The organism is Acidobacterium sp. S8, assembly GCF_009765985.1.
Taxonomy (GTDB): domain Bacteria; phylum Acidobacteriota; class Terriglobia; order Terriglobales; family Acidobacteriaceae; genus Alloacidobacterium.
The window spans coordinates 467,478-481,249 of record NZ_LMUM01000034.1; the positions used below are offsets into that span (position 1 = coordinate 467,478).

The 13,772-nt window shown below is 57.6% G+C and carries 10 protein-coding genes; 7 read left to right on the forward strand and 3 right to left on the reverse strand.

Features of this window, described 5'->3' with window-relative positions:
• Window positions 1-13: 13 nt before the first annotated feature.
• From GSQ86_RS17240 to GSQ86_RS17250, 3 genes are read right to left on the reverse strand one after another with little or no spacing between them, the layout of a single operon-like run.
• Complete coding sequence (locus GSQ86_RS17240; protein WP_158751159.1) at window positions 14-1,252, reverse strand: NupC/NupG family nucleoside CNT transporter; 1,239 nt, start codon at window positions 1,250-1,252, stop codon at window positions 14-16.
• A gap of 23 nt (window positions 1,253-1,275) precedes the next feature.
• The gene (locus GSQ86_RS17245; protein WP_254062456.1) at window positions 1,276-2,637 is read right to left on the reverse strand and encodes a thymidine phosphorylase; all 1,362 of its coding nucleotides are present in this window, start codon (window positions 2,635-2,637) and stop codon (window positions 1,276-1,278) included.
• Window positions 2,634-3,050 carry a cytidine deaminase gene (locus GSQ86_RS17250; RefSeq protein ID WP_158751160.1) on the reverse strand — a complete coding sequence of 139 codons (417 nt, stop codon included), beginning with the start codon at window positions 3,048-3,050 and terminating at the stop codon, window positions 2,634-2,636. The genes GSQ86_RS17245 and GSQ86_RS17250 overlap by 4 nt, the downstream gene beginning before the upstream one ends.
• A 78-nt stretch (window positions 3,051-3,128) precedes the next feature.
• Here GSQ86_RS17250 and GSQ86_RS17255 point away from each other — a divergent pair, with 78 nt between their 5' ends.
• Genes GSQ86_RS17255 through GSQ86_RS17285 form a run of 7 tightly spaced genes read left to right on the forward strand, consistent with a single transcriptional unit; the run spans window position 3,129 to window position 13,694 of the window.
• The gene (locus GSQ86_RS17255) at window positions 3,129-5,369 is read left to right on the forward strand and encodes a chemotaxis protein CheA (RefSeq protein ID WP_256366846.1); all 2,241 of its coding nucleotides are present in this window, start codon (window positions 3,129-3,131) and stop codon (window positions 5,367-5,369) included.
• Complete coding sequence (locus tag GSQ86_RS17260) at window positions 5,366-5,842, forward strand: chemotaxis protein CheW (protein WP_158751162.1); 477 nt, start codon at window positions 5,366-5,368, stop codon at window positions 5,840-5,842. The genes GSQ86_RS17255 and GSQ86_RS17260 overlap by 4 nt, the downstream gene beginning before the upstream one ends.
• Before the next feature lie 19 nt (window positions 5,843-5,861).
• A complete protein-coding gene (locus GSQ86_RS17265) occupies window positions 5,862-6,218 on the forward strand; it encodes a response regulator (RefSeq protein ID WP_158751163.1) in 357 nt (118 codons plus the stop codon).
• 15 nt (window positions 6,219-6,233) lie between these two features.
• Complete coding sequence (locus GSQ86_RS17270) at window positions 6,234-7,298, forward strand: chemotaxis response regulator protein-glutamate methylesterase (protein WP_158751164.1); 1,065 nt, start codon at window positions 6,234-6,236, stop codon at window positions 7,296-7,298.
• A 6-nt stretch (window positions 7,299-7,304) separates the two neighbouring features.
• Window positions 7,305-8,123: a protein-glutamate O-methyltransferase CheR gene (locus GSQ86_RS17275; RefSeq protein ID WP_158751165.1), complete on the forward strand. Its 819-nt coding sequence runs from the start codon at window positions 7,305-7,307 to the stop codon at window positions 8,121-8,123.
• Between the two features lie 39 nt (window positions 8,124-8,162).
• On the forward strand, window positions 8,163-12,836 hold the full coding sequence (locus GSQ86_RS17280) for a DNA glycosylase AlkZ-like family protein (RefSeq protein WP_254062457.1): 4,674 nt from the start codon (window positions 8,163-8,165) through the stop codon (window positions 12,834-12,836).
• Between the two features lie 3 nt (window positions 12,837-12,839).
• Window positions 12,840-13,694: an Fpg/Nei family DNA glycosylase gene (locus tag GSQ86_RS17285; protein WP_158751166.1), complete on the forward strand. Its 855-nt coding sequence runs from the start codon at window positions 12,840-12,842 to the stop codon at window positions 13,692-13,694.
• The last annotated feature ends 78 nt before the right edge of the window (window positions 13,695-13,772 follow it).

Sequence of the window (13,772 nt, forward strand, 5' to 3'; positions counted from 1 at the left end):
GTCTCTTTATGTTTTATCGCATCAGGATGCCGACAATCGAGGCGGACATCAAATTTGCCATGGTTCCTGCCAGCATGGCGCGTAAACCGAGTCGCGCCAGCTCGTTGCGGCGGTTCGGAGCCAGCGCGCCAATGCCGCCAATCTGGATGCCGATGGAGCTTAGGTTGGCGAAGCCGCAAAGCGCGAAAGTCGCAATGGTGAATGACCGGAAGGTCATTGCGGCCTTTTGCGCGCCAAGCATGGAGTAAGCCACAACCTCATTAATCACCATGCGCGTTCCCAATAGGTCGCCAACGATTTTCGCGTCGCGCCAGGGAATGCCGATGAGCCACGCAATGGGTGCAAAGATAACGCCCAGGATCGCGTCGAGGGATGAGGGAAATGGGATATGGCGCGGCCCAAGCCAGTTGTGAATGCCGCCGAGGATTCCATTTGCGAGTGCGATCAGCGCCATAAATGAAATGAGCATGATGGCGACATTGAAGGCGAGCTGGCCGCCGTCAATGGTGCCGCGCGCGATGGCTCCGAGTAGGTTTTCTTCCTTGTGCTCGGCGTCTTTCGGCATGTGGACGGTGCCTTCGGTCGCCGGGGTTTCTGTTTCCGGAACCAGCATTTTGGAAATGAGAATCGTGCCCGGGGCCGTCATGATGACGGCGGCCAACAGATGCTGTGCCTCAATTCCATACAGAATGTAGGCCGCCATGATGCCGCCCGAGACATGTGCCATGCCGCTGGTCATGATCGTCATCAGCTCTGATCGAGTTGCGTTGGGCAGAAACGGCCGGATCGTCAGAGGCGCTTCGGTCTGGCCCATGAAAACGCTGGCGGCGACGTTGAGGCTTTCGGCACCGCTGACGCGCAGCGTGATCTGCATGAGCCGCGCAAAGAGCTGGATGAGCAACTGCATGACACCCAGGTGATAGAGGACCGCGAAGAATGCGGAGATGAAGATGATGGTCGGTAAAACCTGAAAGGCGAAGATGCTGCCAAACGAGGAATGCTGTTTTCCGAGTTCACCGAAAACGAAACCGGAGCCGACGTAAGCATAAGAGAGCAGCTTGGTTACTGCGTTACCTGCGATCGCCAGCGTTTTCTGTCCCCAGGAAAAATCGAGAACGAGGAAGGCGAAGAAAACCTGCAGCCCTAGTCCCCAGAAGACGGTTCGCCATCGGATGGCCCGACGGTTGGTAGAAAAAATCCACGCCAGCGTCAGCATCGTCAGCAGACCAAGAATACCCGTAAATCGACCCAAATCGCTCTCCTGTCCTCTCCATCCTATGGGTGATTCGCGGCTTCGAGGTACTGTTTTCTGTTTTCGGCGGTAATGATTTCTTGTATCAGGGGATCATCGGGGAGTGGTTCGTCACCAATGACCAGCGCATCCCGCAGCAGTGTTTCGGGTTCGGCAAATTGCTCATCGCGGTCGGCAAAGAGCGTGCAGAGCAGCTCGCCTGCCTGCACTTTGCCGCCGAGTTTAATGTGCATTTCCAGCCCGGCGTGCGCCGAAACGGGATCTTCCGAGCGGGCACGCCCTGCTCCCAGCCGCTGCACCGCCCAGCCTACCTGTGTGCAATCGACCTGCGCAAGATAGCCGGAACGGTCTGCTCGAAGCTCCTTCGTTGCGCCGGGCTGGTGGAATTTTTCCGGCGCGGCAAAGCTGGAGGTATCGCCTCCCTGCGTCTCAACCATTTCCGTAAAGATCTTGAGCGCAGCGCCGGATTGCAAAATTTCTTCTGCGCGATGTCGCCCCGCTTTGGCGCTTGTGGCAACGCCGCCCAGAAAGATCATCCATCCCGCAAGGATCAAGGACAGCTCGCGCAAATCTTCATTCAGCGGATTTCTCTTGCCCGCCAGCAAATCAAGCGCTTCCGCGATCTCGATCCAGTTTCCAGCAAAGCGGCCCAGCGGCTGATTCATATTTGTGAGCAGTGCTGCCGTGCGGGTTCCAGACCGCTCGCCGGTCTCCACCATCAGTGCAGCCAGAAAAAGCGCATCTTCTTTCCTTTGCATGAAAGCGCCGGAACCTGTTTTCACGTCCAGCACCAGGCCATTCAGTCCAGCGGCAAGCTTTTTGCTCATGATGGAGGGGGCGATCAGAAAAGGGCTGTCCACCGTCGAGGTCCGGTCGCGCAGCATGTAGAGAACGCGATCTGCAGGGACTAGATTTTCAGTTTGCCCCACGATGCTAACGCCAACTTTTGCGAGTACCTGCTCCATCTCGACGAGCGAGAGCTGGGTACGATAGCCGGGAATGCTTTCGAGCTTATCCAGTGTGCCGCCCGTGTGGCCGAGTGCGCGGCCGCTGATCATGGGAACCACTAGTCCCGCGGCAGCGGCGATCGGCGCCACGAGAAAAGAAGTTTTATCTCCGACGCCGCCGGTCGAATGCTTGTCGACTGCGAATTTTCCCAACGGTGACGGATCGAAGACTTCGCCCGAAAACTTCATGGCTGTCGTCAAGGCGTCGACTTCCGCGAGACTCAGTCCTTGCAAAAACGCGGCCATCAGCCATGCTGCAAGCTGTTCCTCGGGAATGGCATCGATAGCCGCGCCTTGGGCAAGGAAGGCGATCTCGTCTGGCGTCAACTCCTGGCCGCCGCGCGTTTTTCGAATCAGATCAACCGCGTGCATCGTCATTCTTTTTGCCAGTTGCTGAACGCGTAGGGCAGCAGTTCGTGGAATGGTTTTTGGATCATGTCGTTCGCTGCGGGAAACCAGATCACTGCGTCATGCTCGACGAATTCACTCAGCATCTGCAGGCAGGCCCCGCAGGGCGAACTGGCTGCATGGTTCAGATTTGCAATCATCACGGCGACAATTTTTCTTGTCGCGCCTTCCGTTGCAATGGCCCGCACCAGTGCCGTCCGCTCGGCGCAGATCGTGAGGCTGTAGGAGATGTTTTCGACGTTGCAGCCGGTTACGACTGTGCCATCTTCGAAGAGCAGCGCTGCGCCAACGCGGAAGCCTGAGTAGGGAGCATAGGCGTTTGTGGCGGCTGCATCTGCAGCAACACGCAATCGTTCTATCGTCTCCGGTGCCAGCTCTGCCATCTATCTTGAGGCTACTGGTATTAGCAGCAGGCGGCAAGGCCAGTTCAAGTTCCCGCTCCATCGCCCGATAACACACATGTGGACGAGTTAACGCGAGAATTTCTCATCGAAAGCCAGGAAGGCCTGGACCGGATGGAGCGCTGTCTGACCGAACTCGAAGAACGGCCCGGCGATCACGAGTTGCTGGCGGAAATCTTCCGGTCTGTGCATACGATCAAGGGCACGACAGGATTTCTCGGCTTCTCGCGGCTGGAATCGCTCGCACATGCCGGGGAAAATTTGCTGGGGCTCTTGCGCGATGGCAAGCTGACAGCCAATGCGGAAATTATCAGCGGTCTGCTGGCTCTGCTCGATATTCTCCGCGGGATTCTCGCTGTGATTGAGGCGAGCGGACAAGAAGGCGAAGGCGATGATGCCGCCATGATTGAACGGCTGCAAGTTTTGCAGCAAGGCTCGGCTGGCAAGCCGGCGCAGGCTGATCAGTCACAACAGCCTGCCAAGAAGAAAAGAATTCGTAAACCGAAAGTTAAGACAGGCGCAATCTCCGTGCAAGGCGCGGCACAGAGTGCTGCATCTCGGGAAGAAGTCAAAGCGACCGAGATATATCAGGCCGAGCCGCAAACCGCGCAGGCGCGCACCGCGGTTAATGCGGCAGAATCCACACTTCGCGTTGACGTAGACCTGCTCAACCGAATGATGAACCTGGTGGGTGAGCTTGTGCTCACTCGCAATCAGATTCTTCAGATGGTGAGCAGCGACGCGAATCTGACGGTGCTCTCACGCCGTCTCGATATGGTGACGGCCGATTTGCGTGAGGCGGTGATGAAGGCGCGCATGCAGCCTGTCAGCCATGTTTTTTCCAAGTTTCCACGTATGGTGCGCGATCTTGCTCAGCAGCTTAACAAGCGGGTTCGCTTGGTGATGGAAGGCCAGGAGACGGAGCTCGACAAGAGTTTGCTCGAGGCGATCAAAGATTCGCTTACGCACTCAGTCCGTAACGCCATCGACCACGGCATCGAGATGCCGCAGGCGCGCGAGACTGCCGGCAAGGATGCAGAAGGAACGCTGCGTCTGCGCGCCTACCAGGAAGGCAGCCACGTCGTGATTGAGGTCTCCGATGACGGTGGCGGCATGAAGGTTGAGCGCATTCGAGATAAGGCGCTTGAACGCAAGCTGATCACACGTGAACGCGCCGCGCAGCTCTCTGACCGAGAATTGATGCAGTTAATCTTCCTGCCAGGTTTTTCGACTGCTGAGGCGATCACGAATGTTTCCGGCCGCGGCGTCGGCATGGATGTGGTGCGCACCAATGTCGAAAAAATCGGCGGCAAGGTGGAAATCGATAGCCGGGCCGGGAAGGGAACCACGCTGCGCCTGCGAATTCCCCTGACGCTTGCGATTGTGCCAGCTCTGATCGTGCGTAGCCACGGACAGAGTTTCGCATTGCCGCAGGGGGCACTTTTTGAGCTGGTGCATCTGTCTGCTGAGCAGATACGTGAGCAGATGGAGTGGATGGAGGGTACAGCGCTTTATCGTTTGCGAGGCAAGCTGCTGCCGCTGGTCTTCCTTGGTTCTTTGCTGAAACAGCGCGCAGATCTCGATCCGTTGCGCGAGGTGTATATCGCGGTGCTCAATGCGGAAGGGCGCCGCTATGGGCTCGTAGTAGATGGTCTTGCCGATCCGGAAGAGATTGTCGTCAAGCCGCTTTCGTCGGTCCTCAAGCAGATCGGTCTTTTCTCCGGTGCGACAGTACTCGGCAACGGCGAGATGGCGTTGATCCTCGACCCGGGCGCAATTGCCACTCAGGCGAATATCGGCATGGCGCTTGAAGATGACGAACCCGAGATTGTGGAAGCGAACATGAACGACGGCACAACGGAGTATCTGCTGATGCAGAACGATAAGGAATTTGCAGCTGTGCCGTTGAATCGAGTGCTGCGCATTGAACGCATTCCGTGCGCACAGATGGAGTGGCTGGGCGGCATGCCGGTTCTCCGGTTTGAGGACACTCTCCTTCCATTGCTGGCACAGAAGAATAGCCATGCCGCATTGTCTGATGAAGCGGAAATGACAGTTGTTGTCTGCCTCGATGGAGAACGTCACGTTGGCGTTGCGGTTGACCATGTTCTCGACGTCGCATCCGGCAAGCCACTGGCCGAGGCAGGCACGCAGATCGCGGCACACGACGTAACTCTACTGAAAGACAATGTAACAAGCATCGTCAATTTGAGCCGTATTCCGGCGCTGCCCAGAGTCAATCAGCCGACCAAAGTGGTGGCGACTACCTGGCGGGAGATCGAAGTGGGAGCACTCGTATGATCACAGCGCTTTCCAGGCAAACCGCCGTCGCTGATGAAGCGATCGAAATGTGTTCGGTGCGTATTGGGCAGACGCTCTATGGCGTGCCCATCATGCGTATTCTTGAAATTCTCGGCAAGCCGGCCAAGCAGCCGGTGCCGCTGGCACCGCGCTATATCGGCGGTCTGGTGCATTACGGCGGTGAGGTATTGACGACGGTGTCGTTGCGCAGCCTGCTCGAAATGCGAGAGCACAATGCTGTCGAAGACATTCTTGTTTTTGAAGGCGTGGATGGCTATTTTGGATTGCTCGTCGATGAAGTTGACGAGGTGATGACGGTGCTGCCAACGGAATTCGAAGGGAATCCCTCCACCCTCGATGACAGGCGCAAGGCACTTTTCGCGGGCACCTACAAGCTGAAGGATCGCCTGCTCGTAATGCTCGATCCTGAGCGTCTGGACCCGGTGCGGTTGGCCGAAACGGCGACTGCGTAGAACGAACTCAAGGGGGCGTATGCGGGCGCTGATTGTCGATGACTCGCGCTACATTCGGAACTATCTCCGTTCATTGCTCGAGGCACGCGGATTCGAGTGCCTCGAAGCAGAAAACGGCCAGCTTGCTCTCGCGGCGATTCACGGCTGTGACGTTGCGCTGGTGGACGTTAACATGCCCGTGATGGGTGGCTTGGAATGTGTACGCGCGATGCGCAGCAATCCGGAACTGAGTGCACTAAGGATCATGATGGTGACCACCGAGGCAGACCATACCTTTATCGAAGCGGCCCTTGAAGCCGGAGCAGACGAATACCTGATGAAGCCATTCGACGCAGATGCATTAGTCGACAAGCTGCAGATGATCGGTATTCCCTAGAGAAACGGCCTCCCCATGCCTGCAAATCCGATTCGCGTTCTCGTCGTTGACGACTCTCTGGTGATGCGCAGTCTGCTGCGCATGGTACTGGCCTCTGAGCCTGCCATTGAACTGGCGGGCATGGCCTCCGATGGCGTTGCAGCGCTCGATGCGGTGCAGCGGCTGAAGCCCGACCTGGTCCTGCTGGATATAGAAATGCCACGCATGAATGGCCTTGAGGTGCTGGCCGAACTTCGTGCGCGACGAGTAGCGGCGAAAGTCATCATGTGCAGCACGCTTACCTCGCGTGGGGCGCGCATCACGCTCGAAGCCCTGGCTTCCGGTGCAACCGATTACGTGACCAAGCCAACAGCACAGAACGGCGCGGCGAATGCGGTCGCGTCGCTAAGTCGCGACCTCTTGCCGCGGATCAAGGGTCTATTTGCATCACGACAAGCTCGAACTGCGACGGTTTCTGTCGAGACTCTTTATCCGCGACGAGCTGAGATCGTCGTCGTCGGCGTCTCGACCGGCGGCCCTGTAGCGCTTGAAGCATTGCTGTCCCAGCTTCCCGCAGAGTTTCCCGTTCCCATTGTGATTGTGCAGCATATGCCACAGCTTTTTACCGCGATGCTGGCTGACCGCCTGAACCGCGAGTGCGCACTTAGAGTCATGGAGGCGGATCCCGCGATGCGCCCCGAGGCAGGCACTGTGATAATTGCGCGCGGCGACTGGCATTTGGAATTCTCACGCCTTGCCTTTGGCGCAGGTCATACCCTGTGCCTGTCACAGGCTGAGCCGGAGCATTTCTGCCGTCCCTCCATCGATCTGCTCTTTCGCTCGGCAGCCGCATTCTACGGAGACGCGGTGATCGGTGTTGTGCTCACCGGAATGGGGTCAGACGGGCTAGAAGGTTGTAAGGCTATCCGTAAAGCAGGAGGAAGAATCCTGGCGCAGGATCGCGCGTCCAGCGCCGTGTGGGGAATGCCTGGCGTGGTAGCCGAAGCGGGACTGGCGCATCGCATTCTTCCGCTGCCGGCCATTGCTGCCGAACTCCAGCGCCTTTGTCCTGCATCGATGTTGACTGCTTCAAAAGGGTAATCGCTCATGCCATGCTCGCAAGCCGACTATTCTTTCCTGCGGCAGCTTCTTTCCAGCCGCTCCGACAACATCGTGGATCCGTCACGAAACGATCTCTTTGATGCGCGTCTGTACCGCGTGGCGCGATCACGCGGTATGAATGGGCTTGACGATCTGGTTGCCAGGCTGAAGATGTCGAGTGATCCGTTGCTCACCCAGGAAGTAGTCGAGGCGATGACGATCAATGAAACCAGCTTCTTTCGTGACCGTTCGCCGTTCGACTTGCTGAAGGACAAGCTGTTGCCGAGTTTGATCGAAAACCGCTCCCAGCAACAGACGCTTCGACTGTGGAGCGCCGCCTGTTCCACTGGTCAGGAAGCCTATTCGCTTGCCATGTTACTGCGGCAACATTTTCCACAGCTGGCGCAATGGAAAATCGAGATTGTTGGCACCGACATCAACGCGGAAATGGTTCGACGAGCCAGGAGCGGACGATTTCAGCGCATGGAAGTTAATCGCGGCTTACCAGCACGCTTTCTGCTTCAATACTTTGTTCGGGATGAGGAGGAATGGAAAGCAATTCCTGAGCTCCGCTCCATGTGCAGCTTTCACCAGAGAAACCTGAGCCATGCCTTCCCAGTATTGGAGAAGTATGACGGCATTCTGATGCGCAACGTGCTGTTCTATTTTTCTGAAGCGACGCGACGGCTTATCCTGCGGCGCATGCATTCAGCCCTTTGTGCTGACGGATTTCTCCTGCTTGGAGCCAGCGAACAGGCAGGACTGCACGATCTCTGGCAGCCGGTTGTGGACGGAAGCGCCTGCTACTACAAACCGCGCATCTGATTCAGCATTGCAGGTATTCTGCATGCTGAGGCTATTCAGGTGCCAAAGAAAGTAAAAGCGGTGGACGACGAGAAAGATGTCCTGGAGCTTTTTCATCCGGTCACGGCGGCATGGTTTCGTGCGGTCTTCGATAGCCCGACCGCCCCGCAACGCCTCGGATGGCCGGCGATTGCGCGGGGCGATAGCACGCTCATTCTCGCTCCCACAGGCACAGGCAAGACCCTGACAGCATTTCTCTGGTGCCTCGACCGGTTGATGCTGCATCGCCAACAAACCGAGGCCGAGGCCTGCCGCGTCATTTATATCAGTCCGCTTAAAGCGCTTGCAGTTGACGTTGAACGCAATCTGCGGTCGCCTCTCGCTGGCATTACCAACATGGCTCGCCAGCAAGGCACTCCCGTGCATCAGCCGCAGATCAGCGTGCGGACCGGCGATACCCCGCAAAAGGAGCGCAGCCGTTTCCGTCGTCATCCAGCCGAGATTTTGATCACGACCCCGGAATCGCTCTATCTGCTCCTTACCTCTGAATCAGCGGCATCGTTGCGCTCTGTCGATACCGTGATCATCGATGAAATTCACGCGCTCGTGCCGACAAAACGCGGCGCGCATCTGGCGCTCAGCCTCGAACGTCTCGAAGCAATTACCGAAAACCGCATCCAGCGTATCGGGCTCTCCGCAACACAGCGGCCGCTTGAAGAAGTGGCGCACTTTCTCGCAGGATGCGAGCCACGAAAAGGCAAAGCTGGCGGAAGCGCCGGTGATTTGGCTGCACTCGAAAAGGAATGGACGACGGATACCGAGTCGCAAGATGAAGCTCCAAGATTTCGCCCTGTCACGATCATCAACGCCAGTGAGCCGAAGAAACTAGAACTGCGCATTGAAGTGCCGGTCGAAGATATGGCTAAACTCGGCCAGCAGGAAGATCTGCCAAGCGGGGCAGCCTCGCAAGGCCCGAAGCGCACTTCTATCTGGAGCGCGATTCATCCACGACTGCTTGAGATTGTTCGCGGGCGGCAGTCGACCCTCATCTTCGTTAACAACCGGCGCATCGCCGAGCGCCTGGCTGGCGCGCTCAATGAACTCGCCGGCGAGCCTATTGCGCGCGCGCATCATGGATCGCTCGCTACAGCCCAGCGCTCCGAGATTGAGGAGCAGCTCAAAGCAGGCGCGATCAAAGCGCTGGTGGCTACTTCTACGCTTGAGCTGGGGATCGACATGGGCGCAGTCGATCTCGTCATTCAGGTCGAAGCTCCCCCTTCTGTCGCCAGCGGCATGCAGCGCATTGGCCGGGCGGGACACCAAGTGGGCGCGGCGAGCGAAGGCATCATCTTCCCTAAATATCGCGCCGATCTTGTTGCTTGTGCCGCTGTCACACGTGCCATGCATGAAGGATTGGTGGAGTCGACGCGCTATCTGCGCAATCCGCTCGACGTGCTTGCACAGCAGATTGTCGCGACTGTAGCTCAGCCGCCGCGTTCTGCTATCCCAAGAAAGAAGGGGCAGCCACCGGCGAACGCAGAAATCTCCACCGCCGATCTTTTTCGGATTGTTGCCAGTTCTGCTCCGTTCGCTTCACTTACTCGCGGAGCCTTTGACGGCGTGCTCGACCTGCTTGCAGGCCGTTATCCGTCAGACGAATTTGCCGAGCTGCGGCCGCGCATCACCTGGGATCGCGTGCACGATATCATCACGCCGAGAGAAGGGGCGAAGAGCCTTGCAATTCTCAACGGAGGCACCATTCCAGATCGCGGCCTTTACGGCGTTTTCCTTTCCGGTACTGAAGGAAAGCCAGTACGGGTTGGTGAACTCGATGAGGAGATGGTATTCGAAAGCCATACAGGCGAGACATTTATCCTGGGTGCGTCCACGTGGCGTATTGATGAAATCACACACGACCGAGTGCTGGTTTCGCCCGCGCCGGGCGAGCCGGGAAAGATGCCGTTCTGGCACGGAGACAGCGCAGGGCGCCCGCTTGAATTCGGTCGCCGCATAGGGCAACTTGTTCGCGAGCTGCGCGAGATGCCGCGCAACGCCGCGCTGAGCCGGCTGGTGCGCGAACATGATCTTGATCCAATTGCGGCTGAAAACCTCATCCGTTTTCTCGCCGATCAGGAGATAGCTACTACTGCAGTTCCGGACGATCGGACCATCGTCATTGAACGCGTGCGCGATGAGCTGGGCGACTGGCGCGTCTGCGTGCTTACGCCGTTCGGTAATCGCGTGCATGCTCCCTGGGCTATGGCTATTGTCGGAAAGCTGCGCGCTGCAGGCTCGGTCGATGTAGAAACCATGTGGGCCGATGATGGATTTGTCCTGCGTTTTCCTGACACAGAAGCTGCGCCCGATGCGGATATGCTTCTGCTTGATCCGGCGGAAGCTTCCGATCTGGTTCTCCGCCAACTTGGATCTACGGCGCTCTTTGCCGCAAAATTTCGCGAAAGCGCCGCTCGCGCTTTGCTGCTGCCACGTCGGCGCGCACAGGGGCGCGCGCCACTGTGGCAGCAACGCAAGCGCGCATACGATTTGTTATCGGTAGCGTCACGCTACCCGGCGTTTCCTATGCTGCTTGAGGCATACCGCGAATGCGTACGCGATGTCTTCGACATGCCCGCATTTCTTGAGGTCTTACGAGCGATTGAAAAGCGCCAGATACGAGTGCATGTCGCAGATTCGCGCACGCCGTCGCCCTTCGCTTCATCGCTGCTTTTCAGCTACGTCGCAAACTATATCTACGATGGTGACGCTCCACTGGCTGAGAGACGCGCCCAGGCGCTCTCCATCGATCAGGAGCAGTTGCAGGAGCTTCTGGGAGATGCAGATCTGCGAGAGCTGCTGGATGCCGATGCCATAGGCGAGGTTGAAGAACAACTGCAGATGCTGGGTGAAAGTTACCGTGTGCGTTCGGCTGATGGCATCCATGACCTGCTGCTTCGCCTTGGCGATCTTTCGCGCGACGAACTAGCGAAGCGGCTCGCTTCGCAAGACTTGCTCTCCAGCCTCGATCGTTTGCTGCGCGCGAAGCGGCTGCTAGAGATCAAAATTGGGGGCGAAAAGCGGTTGATCGCCGTCGAGGATGCAGCGCGCTATCGCGATGCACTCGGCATTCCATTGCCTCCGGGTCTTCCAAAACAACTTCTGGAAGCTGCAGCCGTCCCGATGCTGGAGCTGATACGGCGCTATGCCCGCACCCACGGCCCCTTCACATTGCAGGATGTAGCGAGACGCTTCGGAATCGCAGAACCGCAGGCGGAAGCCGTACTTCATACGCTCGTTCTCGACAGTCGAATCGTCGAAGGCGGTTTCCGTCCCGGTGGCGTTCACCGCGAGTGGTGCGATGCGGAAGTGCTGCGCATGATCCGCAGAAAATCGCTAGCGCGACTGCGGAAAGAAATTGAGCCAGTCGAGCAGCAGATGTTCGCGCGACTTGAGACCCATTGGCAGGGGGTACTGCAACGCAGGCGCGGTCTGGATGCCCTGCTTGATACCATCGAAAGCTTGCAGGGAGCGCCAATTCCTGCATCGTTGCTCGAAACTGCGATCCTCCCGGCACGCATCGTGAAATATGCTCCGTCCGATCTCGATACTCTCATCGCTGCTGGAGAAGTTGTCTGGTATGGGCTCGATCCGCTGGGCGAGCGTGACGGGCGCATCGGCCTCTATCTCGCAGACAAACTGACTTCGCTGCTTCCTCCAGCACAAACACAGGCAACGACAGCCTTGAGTTCACGCGAAGAGGCGATCCTCGGAGAGCTGCAGCGTGGTGGCGCACTCTTCTTCGCACAGTTGCATGATGCTGTGGGTGGAGGGTATCCGGGCGAGACACTCGACGCGTTGTGGAATCTTGTATGGCAGGGAAGAGTTACGAACGATACCTTTCATGCGCTGCGGGCCTACGCTTCCAAGCCAACTACATCGCGGCCTGCCAAGCGCCAGCACAATACGCAGGTGTTTCGTTCGCGTAGAACCACACCGCCAAGCGCGCAGGGCCGCTGGACACTGCTTCCTGCCACATCCGTTTCTGCCACGGAATGGAGTCACGCCATCGCTCAGCAGTTGCTTAGCCGTTACGGCATTATTTCTCGTGAAACCATTACGCAGGAAAATATTCCTGGCGGCTTTAGTGCAGTCTATGACGTGCTGAAAGCGATGGAAGAAAGCGGCCGTATCCGACGCGGATATTTCGTAGCCGGGCTCGGAGCGACGCAATTCGCGCTGCCTTCTGCGGTTGACCTGCTACGTTCTTTACGAAATACACTGCAGCCAGAGCGAGCAGAGATTCTAGCTCTTGCGGCGACCGATCCCGCGAATCCTTATGGCGCGGTCTTACCCTGGCCAGCCGTGCAGTTGGAAGCGGAAGCCGATGGGAGCGGCCGCTCGCTCACACGCAGCGTTGGAGCCACAGTAATCATCCGCAACGGAGAACTGGTTGCCTATCTGCGCCGCAACAATCCAAATCTTCTCGTTTTTCTTCCTGCCGATGAGCCGGAGCGTACGAACGCAGCACGTGATCTTGCAGAGTTCCTATCGGGCATGGCTCAGAATGAGATGGAGCATCGCAGTGGTCTGCTGATATCGTCGGTCAACGGACAACCCGCGCACCTGCATTTCCTGTCCCGCTTTCTGCAGGATGCCGGCTTTCAAGCGGCGCCCATGGGCTTCAATGTACGTCGCATTGTTTCTGCAGCACAAGCAGCTTCCTCTGAGGTGCAATAGGCAATGCCGGAAGGCGATACCATATTTCGGACTGCCCGTACTTTGCAGCGAGCGCTGGCTGGTGAAAAAATCCTAAGTTTCGAAAGCGTCTATGCGCCGTTGGCCGCAGCCAATGACAACGAGCCTCTGGCTGGCCGCATCATTGAACGGGTGGAGGCAAGAGGCAAATGGCTGCTCATCTATTTCTCCGGCGACATCATCCTGCTGACGCATATGCTGATGAATGGAAGCTGGCACATCTATCGACGCGGAGAGCGCTGGCAAAGACCACGGTGCCAGATGCGCATCGTTATTACGACAGAAAAATTTGAAGCGGTCGCCTTTGAAGTTCCTGTTGCGCAGTTTCACACGGTGCGCTCTCTTGAGCGTCATACATCGATCCCCAAGCTCGGTCCCGATTTGCTCAAGTCATCGTTTGCCGAAGATGACGCAGCTGCACGCTTGCGAGCATATCCCGAAGAGGAAGTAGGAAATGTTCTTCTCAATCAGCAGGTGATGGCGGGTATCGGAAATGTCTTCAAGTCAGAAATCTGCTTTGCCTGCGGCATTCATCCTTTTCGCAAAGTCCGAACACTCACGAATCCCGATCTCCAATGTTTAATTGACACAGCGCGCAAGCAACTCTCCGCCAATGTACTCGAGTCTTCCACCGACGGCCCAGTCACTTACTCCGGTGCGAGACGCACGCGCCACACCTCAGATGAGGGAGCGCGGTTGTGGGTCTATTCCAGAAAAGGAAAGCAATGCCGCCGCTGCGGCACAGTCATCGAGATGCGAAAGCAGGGGCCGGGAGCGCGCTCTACATATTGGTGCCCCGAGTGCCAGCCAGCACAAGTGAATCTCTCGGATCAAATCTGACGCGCCTGTGATATAAGGATGCCGCCCCCCGAAAAGGACAAAGTTATGCATACTTCTATCTGCTGGCTCGCGTTCCTG